The following is a 22,947-nucleotide window of genomic DNA, read 5'->3' on the forward strand; positions in this document are numbered from 1 at the left end:
GCCTTTGCTGATCGGCGGGGAGGCGACAACATCGTTATCGGTGTTTCTGTTGCCACGCCTCAGGGGTCCCGACTTTCGCACATAACAGCACACTGCAATCGCGGATCGGACACACGTCTGACCGGAGTGATGTTGAGCACGCAAAAACGCTGTGCGCTGCCGAAACAAGATCACAGGGTCGTAGCAGGCCGTCCCCAATGGTGTGCAAACGATGCCTGAAATCCATTTACAGCAACGGTCAATAGCCACTCATAAAGTTTGCTAGATAGTTGCGCAGCGAAAAACCTGAGAGGAACCCAAGAAAGCGCCAAGATTGACATTAGAGTCAAAAAACGAAATAACTGCAGGTCAAAGGCCTGCAAGTGTATGAAACTGCGATCTTGTCCTTGCTCGTGTAACGTTTCGGCCGCGGACGTTGATCTAGAAACAGCCGAGCGTGATTTGCTCGGTACTTGCACCAGAGTCGGTGTGAGCGATTACGCTCCGACTCGGCGCAGACAAAGGCCGATGAGATACAGAGGGGAGCGGACGGGGCACGCGGACGCGTGCTGAATTTCCGAAACCATCGAATTTCCATCCGTCCCGAAAATTTCCGTATCGCGTTTCAGAAGAGGTTTGCACACGTGGTCGATGCACCGGTCACTCCCATCGCCGTCATCGGAATGGCCTGTCGGCTGCCCGGGGGCATCGACTCTCCCGAGCGGCTCTGGGAGGCACTCCTACGCGGCGACGATTTCGTCACCGAGGTGCCGCTGGAGCGCTGGGATGCCGAAGAATACTACGACCCCGAACCCGGCGTTCCGGGGCGGTCGGTGTCGAAGTGGGGCGCCTTCCTCGACGATGTCGCCGGCTTCGACGCTGAGTTCTTCGGTATCAGCGAGCGTGAAGCCACGGCCATCGACCCTCAGCACCGGCTGCTGCTCGAGACCGCCTGGGAGGCCGTCGAGCACGCCGGCGTCGACCCCGGCGCCCTGCACGATTCGCTCACCGGTGTCTTCATCGGCATGACGCACGGTGACTACCAGTTGCTCGCCGCCGACGCCCACGCCATCGAAGGGCCCTACGGGTTCACCGGCAACAACTACAGCCTCGCGTCCGGGCGCATCGCGTACGCGATGGGCCTGCACGGCCCCGCGTACACGGTCGACTCGGCCTGCTCGTCGAGCCTGCTGGCGGTCCACATGGCCTGCCGCAGCCTGCACGACGGCGAGAGCGACATGGCGCTCGCCGGCGGCGTGTCGATCATGCTCGAACCGCGCAAGATGTCCTCGGGCTCCGCACAGGGCATGCTGTCGCCCACCGGCCACTGCCACGCGTTCGATGTCGAGGCGGACGGGTTCGTCTCCGGCGAGGCGTCGGTGGTCCTGATGTTCAAGCGCCTCACGGACGCCCAGCGCGACGGCGACCGCATCCTGGCCCTGGTCAAGGGCACGGCCGCCAACCAGGACGGCCACACCGTCAACATCGCCACCCCGTCCCGTGACGCCCAGGTCTCGGTCTACCGGTCGGCGCTCGCCGCCGCCGGGATGGACCCCGCGACCGTCGGCATGGTCGAGGCGCACGGCACCGGTACACCGGTCGGCGACCCGATCGAGTACGCGGGCCTGGCCCAGGTGTACGGCACCGATGCGCCCTGCGCGCTCGGAGCGGTCAAGACCAACTTCGGCCACGGCCAGTCCGCCTCCGGTGCCCTCGGCATGATGAAGGCGATCCTGTCCCTGCAGCACGCGACGGTGCCGCAGAACCTGCACTACACGCGCATGCCCGACGAGATGGCGCGGATCAGCACCAATCTGTTCGTACCGCAGGAGATCACCCCCTGGCCGCTGGGCGACCAGGAGCCACGGCGCGCCGCGGTGTCCTCCTACGGACTGTCCGGCACCAACGTCCACGCAGTTCTCGAGCAGGCCCCCGACGCTGCTGTGCGGGTGGCCGAGCCCACCTCGGGTGCGATGATCTTCCCGCTGTCGTCCACCTCGGCCGAGGAGTTGCGGCGCACCGCCGCCCGCCTGGCCGACTGGGCGGACGACCACTCCGACGGCGATCTGCGCGACCTGGCCTACACGCTGGCACGCCGGCGCGGACACCGGCCGGTGCGTACCAGCGTCTGCGCCAGCACCCGCGAAGAGCTGATCAAAGCGCTCCGCGAGATCGCCGACGGCGAGACGCCGTACGAGCCCGCGGTCGCCAAGGGCGAGCACGGTCCGGTCTGGGTGTTCTCCGGTCAGGGTTCGCAGTGGGCCGGCATGGGCAAGGGTCTGCTCGCCACCGAACCGGTGTTCGCCGCCGCGGTGGCCGAACTCGAACCATTGATCGCCCGCGAATCGGGTTTCTCGGTCACCGAGGCGATGTCCGCACCGGAGAAGGTCACCGGAATCGACCGCGTGCAACCCACGGTGTTCGCCGTGCAGGTCGCGCTCGCGGCCGCGATGAAGTCCTACGGGGTCACCCCCGGTGCGGTGATCGGCCACTCGATGGGCGAGTCGGCGGCCGCAGTCGTCGCCGGCGGCCTGTCGCTGGAAGACGGCGCGAAGGTCATCTGCCGCCGGTCCAAGCTGATGGCACGGATCGCCGGTTCCGGCGCGATGGCCTCGGTCGAACTGCCTGCCCAGCAGGTGCTCTCCGAGCTGGCCGCCCGCGGTATCAGCGACGTGGTGCTCTCGGTCGTCGCCTCGCCGCAGTCGACGGTGGTCGGCGGCGCCAAGGAGGCCGTCCGCGAACTGGTCGCCGAATGGGAGGGCCGCGGCGTGATGGCCCGCGAGGTCGCCGTCGACGTGGCGTCCCACTCGCCGCAGGTCGACCCGATCCTCGACGAGCTCACCGAGGTGCTCGACGACATCGAACCGATGGAGCCCCACCTCCCGTACTACTCCGCCACGCTCTACGACCCGCGTGATCCGGCCGAGTTCGACGCCTACTACTGGGTGGACAACCTGCGGCACGCCGTGCGGTTCTCCGCGGCCGTGCAGGCCGCGCTCGAGGACGGGTTCCGCGTGTTCGGCGAACTCGCCCCGCACCCGCTGCTCACCCACCCCGTCGACCAAACCGGCCGCAGCCTCGACATGAGCCTGTCCGCCCTTGCCGCGATGCGTCGTGAGCAGGAGCTGCCCGACGGGCTGCTCGGCTTCGTCGCCGATGTCCACAATGCCGGTGGCAGCGTGGACTTCTCGGTGATCTACCCCGACGGGCGTCTCGTCGACGCGCCGTTGCCCACCTGGAGCCACACCCACCTGCTGCTGACCCGCGACGGTCAGGAGCAGGCGCAGGGTGGGTCGACGGTGGCCGTGCATCCGCTGCTCGGCGCGCATGTGCGCCTGCCCGAGGAGCCGGAGCGCCACGTGTGGCAGGTCGACGTGGGCACCGCAACCCAGCCATGGCTGGGCGACCACCAGGTGCACAATGTCGCGGCGCTGCCCGGTGCGGCGTACTGCGAGATGGCGCTGGCCGCCTCACGCGCCGTCTTCGGGGAGCTGGCCGAGGTCCGCGACATCACCTTCGAACAGATGCTGCTGCTGGAGGACCAGACACCGGTCTCCTCGGTCGCCACCGTGAAACGGCCCGGCGTGGCCGACTTCGTCGTCGAGACCTACGACGAGGGCACCGAGGTGCGGCGCGCTGCCGCGGTGCTGCACGGCGAATCCTCCACCGAGGCCCCCGGCGCCTACGACGTCGAAGAACTGCTCACCGCCCATCCGGAGCGCCGCGAAGGCGACGACCTGCACAGCTGGTTCGCCGAGCGCGGCATCTCCTACGGGCAGGCGTTCTCCGGTCTTGTCGCCGCCCACACCCGCGACGACGGCGGCAACACCGTCCTCGCCGAGGTGGCGTTACCCGGTTCGATCCGCTCCCAGCAGGGCGCCTACGGCATCCACCCCGCGTTGCTCGACGCCTGCTTCCAGGCGGTCGGCGCCCATTCCGCGCTGCAGGCGGACGTGACCGGAACACTGATGCTGCCGCTCGGTGTGCGCAGGCTCAGCGCACACGCCTCCATGCGCAACGCGCACTACTGCTACGTCACGGTCACCAGTGTGAGCGCGGCCGCCATCGAGGCCGACATCGAGGTGCTCGACGAGGACGGCGCGGTGTTGCTCACCGTGGAGGGTCTGCGTCTGGGCAGCGGCGCGACCGCGGGCGGGCAGCGCGAGAGGCTGCTCAACGAGCGCCTGCTGACCATCGACTGGCGCAAGCATGACCGTCCCGAGGCCGACCATGTCGACGCGGGACGTTGGCTGCTGATCGCGACGTCGGACGATGCACAGTCCGAGGCCGCCCGACTGGCCGGGGAACTCACCCGCGCCGACGCCAAGGTGTCCACGACGGTGTGGACCGCCGACGGCGAGCATGCCGTTGTCGCCGAACAGATTCGGGGTCAGTTGACCGCCGACCACCACAGCGGTGTGGTTGTGCTCAACGCTGCCGGTGGATCCAGTGACGATGCACCGGTGCGGGGCGCCGAATACGTCCGGCATCTGGTCCGCATCGCGCGGGAACTGCCCGAGGTCCCCGGCGAGCCGCCGCGGCTGTTCGTGCTGACGCGCAACGCGCAGACGGTGCTGGCCGACGATGTCGCCAACCTCGAGCAGGCGGGTCTTCGCGGTCTGATGCGGGTGCTCGTCATGGAACATCCGGCGCTGCGCCCCACCCAGATCGACCTCGACGACGCCGCGGAGCCCGGGCACGTCGCCGCGCAGCTGCTGTCCGGGTCCGAGGAAGACGAAACCGCTTGGCGCGGAGGTGAATTCCACGTCGCGCGGCTGTCCGTCAGCCCGCTGCGTCCCGAAGAGCGCCGCACCACCGTCGTCGATCACGAGACCGGCGGCATGCGGCTGCAGATCCACACCCCCGGGGACCTGGAGTCCCTCGAGTTGGCCGCGTTCGACCGGGTCCCTCCGGGACCGGGGGAGATCGAGGTCTCGGTGACGGCATCGAACCTCAACTTCGCCGACGTGCTCGTCGCCTACGGTCGTTACCCGAGCTTCGAGGGTCGGCTGCCCAAGCTGGGCGCCGACTTCGCCGGCGTGGTCACCGGTGTCGGTCCGGGTGTCACCGAACATCAGGTGGGGGACCGGGTCGCGGGGATCTCGGCCAACGGCGCATGGGCGACTTTCGTCACCTGCGACGCCAACCTCGCGGTCACACTCCCGGCGGGCGTGCCCGAGGACCGGGCGGCCGCGGTGCCCAGCGCCCATGCCACCGCCTGGTACTCACTGCACGACCTGGCCCGGATCGGTGCGCGTGACAAGGTGCTGATCCACTCCGCGACAGGCGGTGTCGGACAGGCCGCGGTAGCGATCGCCAAGGCCGCGGGTGCGGAGATCTTCGCCACCGCGGGCAGCCCCGAGCGGCGACAGATCCTGCGGGACATGGGGATTGCGCACGTCTACGATTCCCGCAGCACCGCCTTCGCCGACGAGATCCGCCGCGACACCGACGGCTACGGCGTCGACATCGTGCTGAACTCGCTGCCGGGCGCCGCGCAGCGCGCCGGTCTGGAACTGCTGTCGTTCGGCGGCCGCTTCGTCGAGATCGGCAAGCGCGACATCTACGGCGACAGCAAGATGGGCCTCTTCCCGTTCCGGCGCAACCTGGCGTTCTACGCCGTGGATCTCGCGCTGCTGACGCTGACCAATCCGGACGTCATGCGTCGCCTACTGGAGACGGTCTACCAGCAGATCGCCGACGGGGTGCTGCCGCTTCCGGAGACCACGCACTACCCGCTGGCCGACGGCGCCACCGCGATCCGGGTGATGGGCGCGGCCGGCCACACCGGCAAGCTCGTACTCGACGTTCCGCACACCGGGCAGAGCACCGCCGTGGTGCCACCGGAGAACGCCGAGGTCTTCCGAGGCGACGGCGCCTACGTGGTCACCGGCGGGATGGGCGGGCTCGGCCTGTTCCTCGCCGAGAAGATGGCTGCGGCCGGCTGTGGCCGGATCGTTCTCAACGGCCGCTCCGCGCCGACCGCCGAGGCGGCCAAGGTGATCGACCGCATCCGGTCGTCGGGCACCGAGGTCGAGGTGGCGTTGGGTGACATCGCCGACCCCGCGACCGCGGAACGCGCGATCGCCGCGGCGACCTCGACCGGGTTGCCGGTCCGCGGTGTGCTGCACGCCGCGGCCGTCGTCGAGGACGCCACACTGCCCAACATCACCGACGAGCTCATCGACCGCGACTGGGCGCCCAAGGTCTACGGCGCATGGAACCTGCACGCCGCCCTTGAGGATTCGGGGCAGGGTGGCGATCTGGACTGGTTCTGCTCCTTCTCGTCGGCCGCCGCCATGGTCGGCTCGCCGGGGCAGGGCGCGTACGCGGCAGCCAACAGCTGGCTCGACGCGTTCACCCGGTGGCGGCGGGCCCAAGGGCTGCCTGCCGGTGCGATCGCCTGGGGTGCGTGGGCGGAGATCGGCAAGGGCCAGGGAATGGCCGAGGACACCGCGATGGCAATCCTGCCCGACGACGGTGCCGATGCTTTCGACGCGCTGCTGCGCCACGACCGCGGCTACAGCGGCTATGCGCCGGTCGCCGGTGCGCCGTGGCTGACCGCGTTCGCGCAGACTAGTAAGTTCGCCGAGGCCTTCCAGTCGATCGGCCAGAACAACGCGGGCACAAGCGCATTCCTCACGGAGCTGTTCGAGCTGCCCCGCGAGGAATGGCCGGGCCGGTTGCGCAAGCTGGTGGCCGACCAGATCGGCCTGATCCTGCGCCGTTCGGTGGATTCCGACCGGCCGCTGTCCGAGTACGGCCTGGATTCGCTCGGCACGCTCGAGGTGCGCACCCGGATCGAGAACGAGACGGGTATCCGCATCGGCTCCACCGACATCACCACGGTGCGGGCGCTGGCACAGCGCCTGGCCGACACCCTCGCCGGTGATGCGGCCACAACGGGTCCGTCGTGAGGACGGGCGACAAGGCGTCGACGAAGTCGCCCGGGAACAACCACGAAGCACGGGAGGTCTGATGGTTGCCATCAAAGCGATCCATGACTGGATCGGCGCCCCGGGTACGCTCGTCTCCTGGGATCCGGCGGCGACGTCGTTGGCCAAGATGGCCGAGGCGCCGGTCAGTTCGGTGCCGGTGAGTTACCAGCAGGAGCAGCACATCCGGGGCTACCGGAAGCACGTGTCGCAGGATACCGACATGGCCCGGCTGAACATCCCGGCCTGGGATATGCCCGGCCAGTGCGACATCCGGGCGATGACCCACGTCATCAACGCCTACATCCGCAGGCACGACACGTACCACAGCCGGTTCGAGATCACCGAGTCCGATGAGGTCATCCGGCGCACGGTCCGCAATCCGCGCGACATCAAGTTCGTGCCGCACCAGCACGGCGAGGTGACCGCGGACCAGTGGCGCCGGCATGTGCTGGACACCCCGGATCCGTTGCAGTGGAACTGCTTCAACTTCGGCATCATCCAGCGCGACGACCACTTCACGTTCTACATCAGCGTCGACCACGTGCACACCGACGCCATGTTCATGGGTCTGGTGCTCATCGAGATCCACATGATGTACGCGACCCTGGTCGGTGGCGGGGCGCCGCTGAAGCTCCCGGACGCGGGCAGCTACGACGACTACTGCATCCGTCAGCGGGAGTACACCGACGCGCTGACACTGGACTCGCCCGAGGTGCAGGACTGGGTGCGATTCGCCCAGAACAACGACGGCACCCTGCCGCACTTTCCGCTGCCGCTGGGGGATCCGTCGGAGCCCTGCGGCGGAGAACTGCTCACCGTGCGCCTGCTCGACAGGCAGCAGGGCGAACGGTTCGAAGCGGCCTGCAATGCCGCCGACGCGCGATTCATCGGTGGTGTCTTCGCCTGCGCGGCGCTGACCGACAATGAATTCACCGGTGCCAGTGACTATTACGTCATCACGCCCACCACGACCCGGCGCACTCCGGCCGAGTTCATGACCACGGGCTGGTTCACCGGGCTGGTGCCGGTCACCGTGTCGGTGGACCGGGCCAGCTTCGGGGACACCGCCCGATCGGCACAGAAGTCCTTCGACTCCGGGCTCGATCTCGCCCACGTTCCGTTCGAGAGAGTGCTGGAACTCGCCGGATCGGTGGGTGTGCGCCCGTCGGACCCCGGTGTGCCGATGGTGTCCTACCTCGATGCCGGACTTCCTCCGCTGTCACCGAGTGTGATCGCACAGTGGGAGGGGATGAACGGCAAGGTCTACAGTGACGCCCGCGCAGCCTTCCAGGTCGGCATGTGGGTCAACCGCACCGAGCGCGAAACCACTGTGACCATGGCGTTTCCGGACAATCCCACTGCCAGGGAGTCGGTCGACCGGTACCTGCAGGTGATGATGTCGTGGTACCTGCGCGTGGCGGACGGCGGCGCGGCGGGTCTGCCGGCCGGCCGGCACCGTGCGTCGGTGCGGCGTCGCGACGAATTGGTTCCCGTAGTCGGAGGTTGATGTTGTCGACGCAGATCAGGCCGGAACGATCTCGAACACTGCGGCCTTTGCGCGGGTTCGTGACCACACTCGAGGAGCAACCCGACGAGCGGCTCTCGTATCTGGATCAGGCGCTGTTCCTCGGCCTGCGCGCGACGGGACAAGCCGCCGTCATGCAGTGCGTGTGGGTCTACGAGCACGCCATGGACTTCGACGGTCTGCGGCGGTTCCACCGCAACTTCGGGTACGGACTGGCGGGCCGGCGGATCGAACCGTCGCCGCTGCCGTTCGGCCGCCACCGCTGGGTCTCCTCGCTGGGGCCGCCGTCGAGCATCGACGTCGCGCAGACCCCGCGTCCCCGTGCGGAATTGAGCGACTGGATCGACGAACGCGCCCAGCTGCCGGTCGATCCCGAGTGGGGGCCGGCCTGGCACATGGGTGTGCTGCCCATGACCGACGGCTCCACTGCCGTCAGCCTGGTGGGTTCACACTGCATCGGTGACGGAGGCGGGGCACTGCTGACCGTCTTCAACGCCGTCACCGGGAACACCCCCGACTTCGGGTATCCGATGCCGGGTGTGCGCACCCGGATGCGTGGCATCGCCGCTGACGCCCGCCAGACGCTGCGTGATGCTCCGGAGATCGGGCGCACGCTGGTCGCCGCGGCCAAGGTCGCCTACCGGCGGCGCAAGGACTTCGCCCGCTCCGACAAGACGCAGACCCCGGCCGGCGACGATCACGTGGTGGTGCCCTCGGTGACGTTGTTCGTCGACGGGGACGAGTGGGATGCGCGGGCAGCGGCGCTGGGCGGCAACAGCTACTCGCTGCTGGCCGGTTTCGCCGCCGTGCTCTCCGAACGGATCGGGCGCCATCAGCCCGGCGACGGTCTGGTGCCGTTCATCATTCCCATCAACGACCGCACCCTGGAGGACACCCGCGCGAACGCGGTGATGCTCGCCAACGCCAGGATCGACCCGCGCGGTGTGACCACCGATCTCACCGCCGCCAGGGCCGCGATCAAACAGGCGCTCAAGACGATGCGCGAGGAGCCCGACGAAACCCTCGCGCTCCTCCCGCTGACGCCGTTCATTCCGAAGCGGGCTGTGAAGTCCACCGCCGACGTGGCTTTCGGTTTCTCCGACCTCCCGGTGTCGTGCTCGAACCTCGGTGACCTCCCGTCTGAGATCGGCCGCATCGACGGCACGGACGCCGAGTACGTGATGTTGCGCGGGGTGGACCGCTACATCCCGCGCTCGGTCCTCGAACAGCGACGCGGCCTGCTCACGGTGATCGGCGCCAGGGTCGGCGACAAGATGTCGATCGCGGTCATCGGATATCAGCCCGGCGCAACGAATTCCAAACCCCGGCTGCGGGAGTTGACCACGGCGGCACTGGCCGACTTCGGTCTGACGGCCGCGGTCATCTGAGTAACCGATGGCAATCCAGATGCGCCCCAGGCTGACCGCCGGCGGACTTCGCGCACCGGGCGAATCCGCGGGGTTCGACGACCGGCTCGCCCATATCGACCAGGCGGCGTTGCTGCAGCAGCGGGCAACCGGTATCGCCAAGCTGGCGCAGGCGGTCTGGGTGTACGAGCACCCCGTCGACCTCGATGCGCTGCGGCGGTTCCACGCCAACCTCGACCACAGCCTGCTCGGGCGGCGTATCGAACCGTCGGTGCTGCCGTTCGGGCGGCACCGGTGGGTGTCCGCGCAGGCCGAAGCGATGGAGGTGGCCCAACCGCGGCCGCGGGCCGGGCTCAGCGATTGGATCGACGAACGTTCGGCCGTGCCCATCGATCCGGAGTTCGGGCCGAGTTGGCATCTGGCGATGCTGCCCATGGGCGACGGATCGACCGCGCTCAGCCTGGCCGCCTCACACTGTGTCACCGACGGGATCGGGCTGTTGCGCTCGGTGGCAGATGCGGCCGACGGCCGTACCCGCCTGCTCGGATACGCCCCTGCCCGTGCACGATCCGGTCGTGCGGCAGTCCGTGCCGACGCCCGCCAGACGGTGCGCGATCTGCCGGAATTCGGCCGGACGCTGGCGGCCGCGGCCAAGTTGGCTTACCGGCGACGCAATGAGTTCACGCAGGCGGGTGCGACCCGTCCCCAGGCGACGATCGTCGATGGCGATGCGCCGGTGATCATGCCGGCGATCAACGCGTTCATCGACGCCTCGCACTGGGACGCGTGCGCGGAAAAGCTCAACGGCACGACGTATTCGCTGCTCGCCGGTTTCGCGGCGCGGCTGGCCGAACGTACCGGGCGGCACCGCGAGGACGACGGTGCGGTCTCGCTGCTGATCGCGATCAGCGAACGCACTCCCGACGACACCCGGGCGAACGCGGTGTCGGTGACCACCGTGAGCGTCGACCCGGCACGGGCCACCTCCGACCTGACCGACAGCCGGACGGCAATCCGCCAAGCGCTCAGAACGATTCGGGAGGTGCCCGACGAGACGTTCGCGCTGCTGCCGTTGACGCCGTTCGTGCCCAAGCGGGCTGTCAGACGTGCCACCGGCGTCATGTTTGGTGACCTTCCGGTGTCGTGTTCGAATCTCGGTGAGATCGACCCCGCTGTGGGCCGTCCCGACGGTTCAGACGCCGAGTACTTCATGCTGCGCGGTGTCGACCAGAGCATCACCCGCGAGCAGATCGAGACGGCCGGCGGTCAATTGGTCGTGGTCAGTGTGCGGCTGGGAGACATGATCTCCCTCGGCGTCGTGTCCTACCAACCGGGTACGGCCAACACCAAACAGCAGCTGCGTGACCTGACCGCACTGACGCTGGCCGAATTCGACCTCTTCGGCGAGATCGTCTAACTGTGCCGGCGCCCCGCACGCGCCGCATCTTCGAGAAGGTCGGCCGCAGTTCCCACACTCGTCGCCGGTTTCGTCATCGCCGCCGCGATCTCGCGGGCGCGGTCGACATAGCGCGGGTCGAGTACCTTGCGCAGGGCCTGCCGCAGCGATTTACGCGTCGTGGCCGAGAACCGTTGGTAATCGCCGACGCCGAGGTGTTTGACCCGCGAACCCCAGATCGGCTGTTCGGCACCGACCCACAGCACCAACGTCGGAACCCCGGCACGGACGCCGGCGGCCGTCGTCCCGGCACCCCCGTGATGAACCACGGCGCGGCACAACGGGAAAACCGCCGCGTGGTTCACGCTGCGCACCATCTTCACGTGCGGCGCCTGCGGCAACTCGTCGAGGTCCCACACACCCGAGCAGATCAGCGCCCGCTCGCCCAGATCGGCGCACGCCGCCTCGATCATCGCCACGGCGTCGGCGGGCGACTTCACCGGCATACTGCCGAAGCCGAAGTAGATCGGCGGTGTTCCGGCGGCGATCCACGACACCACGTCGTCGTCGGCGGCGGTGTTCTTCTCGAGGGTGATTCCGCCCACCAGGGGACGCCGCGGACCCCACTCCTGCGCCAGGCCGGGAAAGAAGATCTCGTCGTAGGCCTGGATCTCCAGTGCGCCGTCGTCGAGCATGCGGCGCACCGCGCGAGTATTCGCCTGCGGCAGGCCCAGTTCCCGACGTTGATCGTCCTCGGCGCCCTTGAGCACCCGCCAGTGCGCCCACTCGCCGAACGCCCACACCGGGCCGACGACCGCCGACGGCAGCGGCACCGGCAGCACCCTGGTGCTCGGACGCACCGGGAAGTAGTGCAGCGCCGCCAACGGAATGTCATGCGCCTTGGCGACATTCGCGGCGAGCTCCTGATACGTCGTCCCTGTCAGGATCAGGTCGGTGCCGTCGGCCAACGCGCTCAGCGAGCGGCTCATCTCCGCCCAGCCTTCGACGACGTACTCGCGCGCTTCCCGCAGCACCGTCATCGGGTTCCGCAGTTTGTACCACTCGCGGAAGATGTCCGCGTCGAGCTGCTGCTGCGAATCCACCCCGTAGGAGACCGGGACCCCGAGCCCGCACTCCTCGACGAACGAAATGAGGTTGGGCGGCACCGCAGTCCGCACCTCGTGTCCGCGCCGGGCGAGTTCGAGCCCGACGGCGGCGCACGGCTCGATATCGCCACGGGTGCCGTGGACGGCGACGACGAATCTCACCGGCGAACTCCGATGGCAGGGACGGCTTGTAACGGCAACGACAGCACACCCGATTACAACATGAATCGGTTTGTCGGGTGCTCGGCGATGGGTCCGGTGCTGTGCTCTGACCTCAACTGCGTCAGGGGTTTTGATCTTGTGAGCCGTGTAGCGTGAAAATCATGTTCAACCGCACCAAACTCCGTGGTGCGTTTGTCGACGGGGGGCTCCCGCTCCTCGGCCGGTTCATCGTCCGCCATCCCGTGTGGATCATCGTCGCCTGGGTCGCGGCCGCCGCTGTGCTGTTCCTGTTGATCCCGCCGCTTGCCGTGGTGTCGCAGAAGAACCCGCCGGAGTTCCTGCCCAAGGACGCGCCGGTCATGGTCGACAGCAAGAAGATGAGCGACGCGTTCAAGGGGGCGGAGGAGACCAACGCCGGCAACCTCAACGTCGTCATCCTCAGCAACGACAACGGGCTGTCGCCCGACGACGAGCAGACGTACAAGACGCTCGTCGAACGCTTGAAGGCCGACGAAGAGCACGTCATCTCCACCCAGGACTTCGTGACGACTCCCCAGCTCCGGGAGGTGATGACCAGCAAGGACGGCAAGGCCTGGAACCTTCCGGTGAGCCTCGTCAGCAACATGGGAACCCCGAAGGGACAGGCGGCGTACCGCGCAGCGAGCAAGATCGTCAAGGAGACGACCGCCGACACCTCGTTGCAGGCCAACGTGGTCGGCGCGGCGGCGACCCTCGAGGACATCAACGCGATCGGTGCGAAGGATCAGCGCCTGATCGAGATCGCCACGGTCGGAACTATCTTGACCATCCTGCTGATCGTCTATCGAAGCATCATCGGGATGCTCATCCCGCTGCTCACCATCGGTCTGGCGCTCGGGGTGGCCAACCAGACGGTGGCCGGACTCGGCGAACTCGGACTCGGTCTCGGCCCGCAGACCATCGTGCTGATGACCGGCATGCTGATGGGAGCGGGTACCGACTTCTCGATCTTCTTCTTCAGCCGATACCACGAACTCGTACGCGAGGGTATGGAGTCAGACGACGCCATGGTGGGCGCACTGGTGACGATCGGCAAGGTGGTCGCCGGGTCCGCGGCGACCACGGCCATCGCCTTCCTCGGTCTGGCCTTCACCACCCTCGGCGTCTTCGCCACCGTGGGGCCCGCCCTGTCGGTGACCATCGCGATCGGTTTCTTCGCCTCGATCACGCTGCTGCCGTCGCTCATCGTGCTCGCGGGGCGGAGGGGCTGGGTCAAGCCTCGGAAGGACCTGACCGGGCGGTTCTGGCGCCGCTCCGGGATCCAGATCGTGCGGAAACCGGTCGCCCACCTGGCCGGCAGCCTCGCCGTGCTGATCGTCTTGGCGGCCTGTGCGAGCTTTATCAAGTTCAACTACGACGATCGCAAGGCGCTGCCCGCCGATTCCGAGAGCAACCGCGCCTACCAGGCGATGGACGACCACTTCCCGATCAGCACGACGATGCAGCAGTTCGTGGTGATCCACGCGCCCGATCAGGATCTGCGTTCTCCGCGGTCGCTGGCCGACATGGAGCAGATGGCGCAGCGGATCGCCGCGCTCCCCGACATCGACATGGTCCGCGGCATCACCCGGCCGACGGGGGAGATGCTCGAACAGGCCAAGGCGACATACCAGGCCGGCGAGGTCGGCGGCAAGCTCGACGATGCGTCGACCCTCATCCAGGACAACGACACCAACCTCAGCCGGCTCAGTGGCGGCGCGCACCAGCTGGCCGACGCCCTCGATGAGGTGCGTGACGGGGTCGTCGGTGCGGTGGGGAGCGTGCGCGGCCTGGCCGGCGCTCTCGACGACATGTCGAACAAATACGGCGGCGCGAAGACGCTCGACGAGATCGACCGGACCGCCACGCTGGTCACCAACATGCGCGATCTCGGTAACGCGATCGGTGTCGACGTCAACCGCATGACCGACGTCTACGCCTGGGCGCAGCCGGTGCTGCGGTCCCTGGACAACAGCCCGAGCTGCGACGCCGACCCCGAGTGCGTCACCTCGCGCGAGGACATGCGCCGCATCGTCAACACCCGGGAAAGCCCCTATCTCAACGCCATCTCCGACCTCGGCAGTCAGCTGCAGGACACCGAGGGGTACCAGACCCTCGACGAGACCATCCAGGGACTCAGCAAGAGCCTCAAGACCGCCACGTCCGCGGCGCGTGAACTCGGCCTCGACGAACGCAACGGTGTGCAGAAAAGGATCCGCGAGGTCACCCTGGGCGCCAACACGCTGGCTGATTCGAGTCGCCAGCTCGCCGAGGGCGTCCAGCTTCTCGTCGATCAGACCCGCAACATCGGGGGCGGTCTGGACCAGGCGTCGGATTTCCTGTTGGCGATGAAACGCGATGCCTCCGAACCCTCCCAGGCCGGTTTCTACATCCCGCCGCAGATTCTCACCCAGACGGAATTCAAGAAGGCGGCCAACCTGTTCGTCTCCAAGGACGGGCACACCGCGCGCTACCTCGTGCAGACCGCGCTCGATCCGTTCGGCACCGACGCGATGGACCAGGTCGACGACATCATCGACGCCGCCGAGGGCGCCCGGCCCAACACCACGCTGGCCGAGGCCGACGTCTCGATGGTGGGCTTCTCGCCGGTGCAGAGCGACCTACGGGAGTACTACAACGGCGACATCCGGTTCATCATCATCTTCACACTTCTGGTCGTGTTCCTGATCCTCGTCGTTCTCCTGCGCGCGGTCGTCGCGCCGATCTACCTGGTCGCCTCCGTCGTGCTGTCCTACGTGTCCGCCATCGGGATCGGCGTGGTGTTCTTCCAATTCATCCTCGGACAGGAATTGGCCTGGACGGTGCCGGGTATGGCGTTTCTGGTGCTGGTGGCGGTCGGCGCCGACTACAACCTGTTGCTGATCGCGCGAATACGCGAGGAGTCCCGTGACGGGATCCGCACCGGCATCATCCGGACCGTGGGCGCCACCGGCGGCGTGATCACCTCTGCCGGTTTGATTTTCGCGGCGTCAATGCTGTCGTTGACGGTCAGCAGCATCGGCACGGTCATCCAGCTCGGCTTCGTGATCGGCGTGGGCCTGCTGCTCGACACGTTCATCGTCCGCACGATCACGGTGCCTGCCGCCGCGGTGCTGATCGGTGACGCGAACTGGTGGCCGTCCAAACCGAAATACGACGAGCGGGTGGCGCGCAGCGAAGTCGCCGGCGATGACGTGGACACCGGGCCGCTGAAGGCCCCGCTGCGCGGTCGAGCCCGCGTGCGGCAGCGCCTGATCGAGGCCACCGCCTCGCACCGCAGTTCCGGGGGTAGCAGTCGACTGCTGCGTGGCGGAGAATAGGGCCCGGCATAGCCATGGGGGAGGGGGAAGCCTGTGACCATCAGTGACGACTCGGTGCGAAACGACGTTCTGCCAAGAGGCGGCGACGATCTCGGGGACGGGCCCGAGGGAACGGCCCCGGCGGCGGAGAGCACCATGACTGCCGCTGAGCTCAAGAGGTTGGCGGCAGCGGAGATCCGGCGCTGGTGGCACAAACTCTCCGGCACCGCGCTGGGGCGCGAGCGCCGCTATGTGCAGCGGGGAATCCGCGAATACAAGCGGAGCACGGATGCCGGGACCGCGCTACACCTGCTCAGGCGCAACGTGCACCGGGTCGAGAAGGGACTGACGATGCGTCCGGCGCGCAGCCAGTTCGCCACCGATTACATCGGCGAAACGGTTTCGGCTTTCCGGGCAGGCCTCGATTCGGGCGCGTTGCAGCCCCACGTTCCGGAGTTCACCTGGATGTACTCGGTGCTGGCACGCTACTTCGACGTCACGGCCACCTCAACGCACCGGTCGATCACGCGGGCACGCACGGTGTTTCACGACGCGATTGCGAGGATCGATCCCGTCACTCCGTCGAATGGTCCGCATCTGGCGATTCCGTTGGTACCGACGGTGAAGATCGACGATCTGGAGGCGCTGGCCGCAGGCCGCCGGTCCGTGCGGTGGTTCACCCCTCAACCGGTGTCACGGGATCTGGTCGACCGTGCCGTCGCGATCGCGGCCGAGTCACCCACGGCGTGTAACCGGCAGCCGTATCGGTTCGAGATCTTCGATGACCCGATCAGCACCGCGAAGGTCGCCGCCATTCCGATGGGCACCGACGGCTACGAGCATCAGATCCCCGGTCTGATCGTGATCGTCGGCAACCTCGGCGCGTTCTTCGATCAGCGTGACCGTCACCTCATCTACATCGACGGCTGCCTGGCGGCGATGGGATTGATCTACGGACTCGAAGCCCAGGGCGTCAACAGCTGCTGCATCAATTGGCCCGACATTCCGGAGCGCGAAGCGCAGATCCGCAAACTCCTCGACCTCGCACCGTACGAGCGCGTCGTGATGCTGATCGCCTACGGATACGCCGATCCTGATGCGCTGGTGCCGTATTCGGCGAAGCGTCCGGTCGGCGACGTCCGGAGGTACCGCAGCCTATGATCGTCGAGATCCGGGGGACGAACACCGTCAACAAGGGTGCTCAGCTGATGTTGCAGGCGATCTGCGCCCGTCTCGGTGGGCGCTATCCGCTCAGCGTGCCACCGCTGATGACCGACTACACGGTGCGCTCTCACCTCGGACTGCGCCAGACGCTGGCCGACCCCATGGTGCCGCGCATGACGGCGGTCCTCGGCAATGCCGTACCGAGGCCGGTCAAGAAGGGGCTCGGGCTGACGAGCGACCGTGAGATCGGCGGGGTCCTCGACGCCTCCGGTTTCCACTACTCCGACCAGTTTCCGGTGGCCTTCCCGCGCAGGAGCGCCATGGCCGGACGAGCGTGGGCTCGGCGCGGTATCCCGAAAGTGATTCTGCCGCAGGCTTTCGGACCGTTCGAGAAGTCTGCGACGCGGCGCTGGACCCGTGAGGCGCTCGGACAGGCGGCGCTGATCTTCGTCCGCGACGGCGTCAGCCAGAACCATGTCCGCGGACTCGGGCTGGGGGTGAGGACCCTGCGCAGCCCCGACTTCACCATCGGTCTGCGGCCCGCGGACGTGGCGCCGATATCTGAGCAGCCGTTCCTCGCGATCGTCCCCAACACCAAGATGTTCACCAGCGGCAGCCTCGACCGCGCCGGGTACGTCGACGCGCTCGCCGGGTTCCACAGCGCCGCGTCGGCCAACGGACTGGCGTCCGTGATCGTCGTACATGAGGCCACCGACCACGACGTCGCCGGCGAGCTGGCGCGCAGGACCGGTGCGCAGCTCTTCACCAGTGGCGATCCGTTGGTGTTGAAAGCCGTTCTGGGACAAGCATCCGCCGCTGTCGCCAGCCGTTTCCACGCGGTGGTCGGCTGCGTGTCGCAGTCGGTACCGACCCTGGCTTTCGGTTGGTCGCACAAGTACCGCGAACTCCTCGACGATTTCGAGGTGTCCGACCGACTGGTGACGCCGGACAGCGACCCCTTCGCGGCGATCAACCGATTACTGGCCGATGCCTCCGGCGATTCCAGGCAGAAGGATCGTCTCCCGGCGCTCGTCGAGCAGGTCGAGCAGATGTGGGACCAGACGATCGAGGTGCTCGACGCCGGGGCGGCACCGCCGCCGGCAACGGAAAGGACCGCGTCGTGAGAATCAGTGTCTTCGGGACCGGCTATCTGGGCGCGGTTCACGCCGCCTGCATGGCGCGGTTGGGCCACGACGTCGTCGCGTTCGATACCGACGCGGCCAAAATCGCCGTGCTGGCACGCGGTGAGTCTCCGTTCTACGAACCAGGACTGGACGACCTCCTGACCGAGGTGCTCGCCACCGGCCGACTCCGGTTCACCGACTCGGCCGCCGAGGCGGCCTCCGAGGCGGCCGTGCACTTCGTCTGTGTGGGCACCCCACAGCTCCCGGACTCGGACGCCGCGGATATTCGGTACGTCGACAGCGCCGTCAAGATGATCGCGACGCACGCCGACTGTGACGGAGTGATCGTCGGCAAGTCCACGGTGCCGGTGGGTACCGCCCACCGCCTGAGCGCAGAAGTCGCCGCGCTCTCGACGCCGCACCGTTTGGAGGTCGCGTGGAACCCGGAGTTCCTTCGCGAGGGTAAGGCGATCGAAGACACACTCCGCCCGGACCGCCTGGTCTTCGGCGTCACCTCGGAGTACGCGGAGAAGACGTTGCGGGAGGTCTACGGCGCCCTGCTCAGCGAGGGCACGCCGCACCTCACCATGGATCTCGCGACCGCAGAGATGGTCAAGGTTGCTGCCAATTCCTTTCTGGCGACCAAGATTTCGTTCATCAATGCGATGGCCGAGATCTGTGAGGCGGTCAACGCCGACGTGGTCGCGCTCAGCGACGCGCTCGGTTACGACGACCGCATCGGCCGGCGATTCCTGAACGCGGGCCTGGGGTTCGGCGGTGGATGTCTGCCGAAGGACATCAGGGCGTTCAGCGCCAGGGCGGGTGAACTCGGGGCGTCGGCGGCGCTCACCTTCCTCCACGAGGTGGACAAGATCAACTTCCGCCGCCGCGACAAGGCCGTCTCCGTGGCAGGCGCCCTCGTGGGCGGCGAATTCCTCGGCCGCAACATCGCCGTTCTGGGTGCGGCGTTCAAACCCGACAGCGACGACGTCCGCGACTCACCCGCGCTCAACGTGGCAGCCGCGATGCACCTCAAGGGCGCCAACGTGCGGGTTCACGACCCCAAGGCGATCGCCAACGCCCGGGCCCGATTCCCCACGCTGACGTACTGCGAGGACCTCGAGGACGCCTGCCGCAACGTCGATCTCATCGTGTTGGCCACCGAGTGGGACGAGTATCGTGCCATCGATCCGGTGGCATTCCGATCGCTGGTGCGGTCCCCTCGTCTGCTCGACACCCGCAACGCCATGGACTACGACTACTGGTCTGAGGCGGGCTGGCAGGTCTACGCGCTGGGACGCGGTGGGCTCAACATCGATGAGCGCTCGCGCGGCATTCGTTAGGAGATTGATCATGGCGGGGAACTCGATCGAGATCATCATCCCGGTCCGCAACATGGCGTCGCATCTGACGAAGCTGCTGCCTCCATTGATGGAGCAAGTGACCGGCGACGACGTCGTCACGGTGATCAACGATGCGTCGACCGACGACACCGAGAAACTGGCGCGGTCGCACGGGGCCGACGTGGTGACCCTCACCGGGAGCCGCGGTCCGTACTACGCCCGCCAGATCGTCGCGTCGCGATCCACCGCCGACATCCTGCTGTTCGTCGACGGACGCTGCCGCCCACTGCCCGGCCTCCTCGATGCCCACCGGCGACTGCAGGCGCAGCCCGGTGTGGCGTTGTCGTGCACCGACGTCCTGACACTGTCGGGCCCGACGCTTGCGGCACGAATCGCGGCGCTGGTACAGCCTTTTCGCGTCCCCACCCGCGGTGCGGTGCCCGGGAAACCGCCGTACTACCCGACCGCGAACCTCGGCGTCGACAAGGCCGCCTTCGATGCGGTCGGCGGCTTCCGCGCGATGCGCAGCGGCGGTGACTCCGACATCTGCTGGCGCATCCAAGAAGAAGGCCTCGGCACGATGGCGGTGGACTCGCGGGTGCTGATGCACTGGGAGCCGCGACAATCCTTGAGCGAGTTGGCGAGCCAGTGGAAGCGGTACGGTCGCGGCACCGCCTATCTGAGGTGGGCCTACCGCATGGAGGACGGGCCCGCCCCGTCGCTGCGGCAACGTGCGGTCTCGTCGGTCACGCCCGATCTCGCGGATCTGCGGGCTCAGCTTCGCAAGTCGCCGGCGCAGATCATCGCCGGCGCCGCGGTCAACGTGATGTTCCAGTACGGGTATCACGCCGAGAAGCGCAAGACCCCGGAGTTCGCCATGCCGGTCACCTACGACCTGACCGCGGGATGACGACGTTCGGCGTCTGCCGTCAGGTCTCGCTGCCTGCCGCGCGCCGGTAGCCGCGCACCGCGAGCGGTCCGAACACACCCGCGAAGACAACGAACCAGGCCAGGGCCAGCAGAAGCGACGAGGTCGCGGGTTCGCCCATGGCCAGCGCCCTCATCGATTCGATGGTGGGTGTCAACGGCTGGTATTCGATGACCGGCCGAACGAACGGGGGGACAACCTCGGCCGGGGCGACACCCGCGAACACCAGCCCGATCGAACCGGTACTGAGCCAGGTCAGCATGGCGCGACTCTCCGCCCGCACGGCGATGGTGATGACGATCAGCGCGTAGACCATCACCACCAGCACGGGGATGAGGACGAAGACCGCGAGCTGGAGCCAACCGCCGGCGAATTCGAATCCGAGTGCGAAACCCACCGCGACGATCAGGGCGGTGCCCGCCAGTGTCCGCAGCGCCTCGGCGAGAAGCGTTCCGCTCAGCGGGCTGACGCGATGCACCGGCATCACATAGAAGCGACTGAGCAATCCGTTGTCGCGTTCGTACGGAACCGTGAACGCAGATCCGAGCGCGCCCGACATGGCCCCCGCCACCGCACACAGGGCGACCAGCGCATCCATGCTGTCTGTGCCGGTCACCCGGGTCATCGACTTGCTGACCAACAGGCTGTAGATGATCAGCAGCACGGTCGGGAACAGCAACGCCTGGATCGGCACGATCGGATATCGCCGCCAGTGCGTGAACAGGCGGCCGGCGAATACGAAACTCTCCGCGCCGAACGAGGCGGGCCGGGCGTTCATCGCGTCCGCCTCTGCATCCGCACCGCGATCGCCCCGAACACGACCAGCAGTCCCAGACACCATGCCAGCGTGGCCGCGAGGTTGGCCCCGTCGACCTGCCCGCTGGTGAAGTCGCGCATCGTCTCGGTCACCTGCGAGATCGGCTGGTAGCGCACGAACGGCTGCAACCACCCCGGGAACGACTCCACCGGTGCCATCCCGGTGGACAGCAGGACCAGGAGAAGTTGCGGCACCAGCAGCAACTGGCTGGCCACCTCGGTGCGTTTGGCGTGCGTCCCGGTGGCGTCGGCGCCAAGGGACAACGCCAGGGTCAGCACCAGGGCGATGACGACGAAGCCGACGCCGTAGAGGAATCCGCCGGTCATCCTGAAGCCGAGGACGTAGGCCGTCGCCACCGCCGCGGCCACCGCACATGCGCCGCGGAGGAGGCAGTAGATCATGCGCGCGGTCAGCGGCGCGAGGGCCGAAATGGGCAGGGTGCGCAATCTGGCGCCCAGCCCGGTGCTCTGCTCAACGGCGGCTCGGTCGGTGGTGGTCAGGGCCCCGAAGAGCATCGCCTGCACCACCACGGCGGGCAGGACGTACTGCGTGTAAGTCATCCCGCCGGTGTCGATCACGTTCTGCAGCGCCAACGTGAATCCGATGAGGGTGGCGATCGGCGCGACGATGGCGAAGAGCAGGTCGAGATCTCGGGTGGCGCGGAAGACGACGCGCTCCGTCAGGGCGACGAGTGCGGTCATGTCTTGACGGTCGGGACGGTCAGATGCATGAAGACCTCGTCGAGCGACGGTTTGCGCAGCGATATGTCCGTCAGCTCGATGCCGAGTTGGTCGACGCGGCGGAAGACCTCGGCGAATGTGGTGACGTGCTCGGGAGCGGGAACCGACACCGTGTTGGTGTCGGGGTCGACCTCGACGCCGTCCATATCGGCCAGTGCGGCGGCCGTTCGATTCAGATCGGCGGGGTTCTCCGGAGTGACCTGGCAGTAGCTGAACCCGATACGCCGCTTGAGGTCCTCGGCGGTCCCGCTGGCGACCACCCGGCCGGCGTTGAGGATGACGACCGAATCGCTCAACACGTCGGCTTCCTCGAGGTACTGGGTGGTGAGCAGGACAGTGACGTCCTGAGAAGCCAAGGAGGACACCAGGTTCCACACATCGCGGCGGCTGCGCGGGTCCAATCCGGTGGTCGGCTCGTCGAGGAAGAGCACCTTCGGTGCGACGACGAGTGCGACGGCGATGTCGATGCGGCGCCGCATGCCTCCCGAGTAGGTCTGCACCCGCCGGTCGCCGGCGTGCTGCATCTCGAACTGCTCGATCAGCTCGTCGGCCCGGCGGCGCGCTTCGCGGCGGCGCAGTCCTCGCAGCCGGCCGAACAGAACCAGGTTCTCCCATCCGGTGAGTCGCTGATCGAGAGCGGCGTCCTGGCCGGTGACCCCGATGCTCGCGCGGACTTTCGCCGCGTCGCGGACGACGTCGAACCCCCCGACGATCGCCTGGCCACTGCTCGGCTGGATCAGCGTCGAAAGGATGTTGACCGTTGTCGTCTTTCCGGCGCCATTGTGGCCGAGTAGAGCGCAGATCGAACCGGTGGGAACGGAGAAGCTCACATCCTGCAATGCGGGAACCTGACCCGCGAACGTTTTCGCAAGATTGTTTACTTCGATCACGAATTAGCACGATACCGTGGCGAACTGCGATCCATGACCCCGCGGGCCGCCACCGCTGCGCGGGAAATCGGGTCGTGATCCGGTGCGTCCCAACCGAACCGGACCGTCGCGCGTTGCTGTGTCAGGCCTTCTGCGCTATCGGTGCAGTTGG

Annotated in this window: 13 protein-coding genes; 9 read left to right on the top strand and 4 right to left on the bottom strand. The window is 67.5% G+C overall.

Going from position 1 to position 22,947, the window contains the following annotated elements; translation table 11 throughout:
- Positions 1-623 precede the first annotated feature (623 nt).
- The 4 genes from pks2 to I7X18_RS12205 all read left to right on the top strand — a co-directional run bounded on the left by pks2 (position 624) and on the right by I7X18_RS12205 (position 11,226).
- On the top strand, positions 624-6,896 hold the full coding sequence (gene pks2, locus I7X18_RS12190) for a sulfolipid-1 biosynthesis phthioceranic/hydroxyphthioceranic acid synthase (protein WP_193047455.1): 6,273 nt from the start codon (positions 624-626) through the stop codon (positions 6,894-6,896).
- Between the two features lie 61 nt (positions 6,897-6,957).
- Positions 6,958-8,424 (top strand): condensation domain-containing protein, encoded by a 1,467-nt coding sequence (locus I7X18_RS12195; protein WP_193047456.1) that lies wholly within the window; start codon positions 6,958-6,960, stop codon positions 8,422-8,424.
- On the top strand, positions 8,424-9,830 hold the full coding sequence (locus tag I7X18_RS12200; RefSeq protein ID WP_193047457.1) for a hypothetical protein: 1,407 nt from the start codon (positions 8,424-8,426) through the stop codon (positions 9,828-9,830). Before I7X18_RS12195 ends, I7X18_RS12200 begins: the two co-directional genes overlap by 1 nt.
- A 7-nt stretch (positions 9,831-9,837) precedes the next feature.
- Positions 9,838-11,226: a hypothetical protein gene (locus tag I7X18_RS12205; protein ID WP_193047458.1), complete on the top strand. Its 1,389-nt coding sequence runs from the start codon at positions 9,838-9,840 to the stop codon at positions 11,224-11,226.
- Here I7X18_RS12205 and I7X18_RS12210 read toward each other — a convergent pair.
- Positions 11,223-12,473: a glycosyltransferase gene (locus tag I7X18_RS12210; protein WP_193047459.1), complete on the bottom strand. Its 1,251-nt coding sequence runs from the start codon at positions 12,471-12,473 to the stop codon at positions 11,223-11,225. The two genes, I7X18_RS12205 and I7X18_RS12210, sit on opposite strands and share 4 nt — an antisense overlap.
- A gap of 161 nt (positions 12,474-12,634) precedes the next feature.
- On the opposite strand from I7X18_RS12210, the gene I7X18_RS12215 reads away from it, so the two are divergent.
- The 5 genes from I7X18_RS12215 to I7X18_RS12235 all read left to right on the top strand — a co-directional run bounded on the left by I7X18_RS12215 (position 12,635) and on the right by I7X18_RS12235 (position 20,331).
- Positions 12,635-15,811, top strand: coding sequence for an MMPL/RND family transporter (locus tag I7X18_RS12215; RefSeq protein ID WP_193047460.1), 3,177 nt, complete (start codon positions 12,635-12,637; stop codon positions 15,809-15,811).
- Positions 15,812-15,946: 135 nt separating this feature from the next.
- Positions 15,947-16,951, top strand: a complete 1,005-nt coding sequence (locus I7X18_RS12220) for a nitroreductase family protein (RefSeq protein WP_193047461.1) — start codon at positions 15,947-15,949, stop codon at positions 16,949-16,951.
- Positions 16,948-18,078 (top strand): polysaccharide pyruvyl transferase family protein, encoded by a 1,131-nt coding sequence (locus tag I7X18_RS12225; RefSeq protein ID WP_193047462.1) that lies wholly within the window; start codon positions 16,948-16,950, stop codon positions 18,076-18,078. Before I7X18_RS12220 ends, I7X18_RS12225 begins: the two co-directional genes overlap by 4 nt.
- Positions 18,075-19,421, top strand: coding sequence for a UDP-glucose dehydrogenase family protein (locus I7X18_RS12230; protein ID WP_193047463.1), 1,347 nt, complete (start codon positions 18,075-18,077; stop codon positions 19,419-19,421). Before I7X18_RS12225 ends, I7X18_RS12230 begins: the two co-directional genes overlap by 4 nt.
- Positions 19,422-19,431: 10 nt before the next feature.
- Positions 19,432-20,331, top strand: coding sequence for a glycosyltransferase family 2 protein (locus tag I7X18_RS12235; protein ID WP_193047464.1), 900 nt, complete (start codon positions 19,432-19,434; stop codon positions 20,329-20,331).
- A gap of 19 nt (positions 20,332-20,350) precedes the next feature.
- On the opposite strand, the gene I7X18_RS12240 is transcribed toward I7X18_RS12235, so the two are convergent.
- From I7X18_RS12240 to I7X18_RS12250, 3 genes are read right to left on the bottom strand one after another with little or no spacing between them, the layout of a single operon-like run.
- On the bottom strand, positions 20,351-21,127 hold the full coding sequence (locus I7X18_RS12240; protein ID WP_193047465.1) for an ABC transporter permease: 777 nt from the start codon (positions 21,125-21,127) through the stop codon (positions 20,351-20,353).
- A complete protein-coding gene (locus I7X18_RS12245) occupies positions 21,124-21,867 on the bottom strand; it encodes an ABC transporter permease (protein ID WP_193047466.1) in 744 nt (247 codons plus the stop codon). The genes I7X18_RS12240 and I7X18_RS12245 overlap by 4 nt, the downstream gene beginning before the upstream one ends.
- On the bottom strand, positions 21,864-22,796 hold the full coding sequence (locus I7X18_RS12250; protein ID WP_193047467.1) for an efflux ABC transporter ATPase subunit, DrrA-related: 933 nt from the start codon (positions 22,794-22,796) through the stop codon (positions 21,864-21,866). The genes I7X18_RS12245 and I7X18_RS12250 overlap by 4 nt, the downstream gene beginning before the upstream one ends.
- Positions 22,797-22,947 lie beyond the last annotated feature (151 nt).

The sequence above is a fragment of the Mycolicibacterium baixiangningiae genome (genome assembly GCF_016313185.1).
Lineage (GTDB): Bacteria > Actinomycetota > Actinomycetes > Mycobacteriales > Mycobacteriaceae > Mycobacterium > Mycobacterium baixiangningiae.

Bases quoted from the DNA above. Each gene is read 5' to 3' on its own strand.
- I7X18_RS12195 (WP_193047456.1), top strand. From the start codon at position 6,958: ATGGTTGCCATCAAAGCGATCCATGACTGGATCGGCGCCCCGGGTACG.
- I7X18_RS12200 (WP_193047457.1), top strand. From the start codon at position 8,424: ATGTTGTCGACGCAGATCAGGCCGGAACGATCTCGAACACTGCGGCCT.
- I7X18_RS12205 (WP_193047458.1), top strand. From the start codon at position 9,838: ATGGCAATCCAGATGCGCCCCAGGCTGACCGCCGGCGGACTTCGCGCA.
- I7X18_RS12215 (WP_193047460.1), top strand. From the start codon at position 12,635: ATGTTCAACCGCACCAAACTCCGTGGTGCGTTTGTCGACGGGGGGCTC.
- I7X18_RS12220 (WP_193047461.1), top strand. From the start codon at position 15,947: ATGACTGCCGCTGAGCTCAAGAGGTTGGCGGCAGCGGAGATCCGGCGC.
- I7X18_RS12225 (WP_193047462.1), top strand. From the start codon at position 16,948: ATGATCGTCGAGATCCGGGGGACGAACACCGTCAACAAGGGTGCTCAG.
- I7X18_RS12235 (WP_193047464.1), top strand. From the start codon at position 19,432: ATGGCGGGGAACTCGATCGAGATCATCATCCCGGTCCGCAACATGGCG.
- I7X18_RS12240 (WP_193047465.1), bottom strand. From the start codon at position 21,127: ATGAACGCCCGGCCCGCCTCGTTCGGCGCGGAGAGTTTCGTATTCGCC.
- I7X18_RS12245 (WP_193047466.1), bottom strand. From the start codon at position 21,867: ATGACCGCACTCGTCGCCCTGACGGAGCGCGTCGTCTTCCGCGCCACC.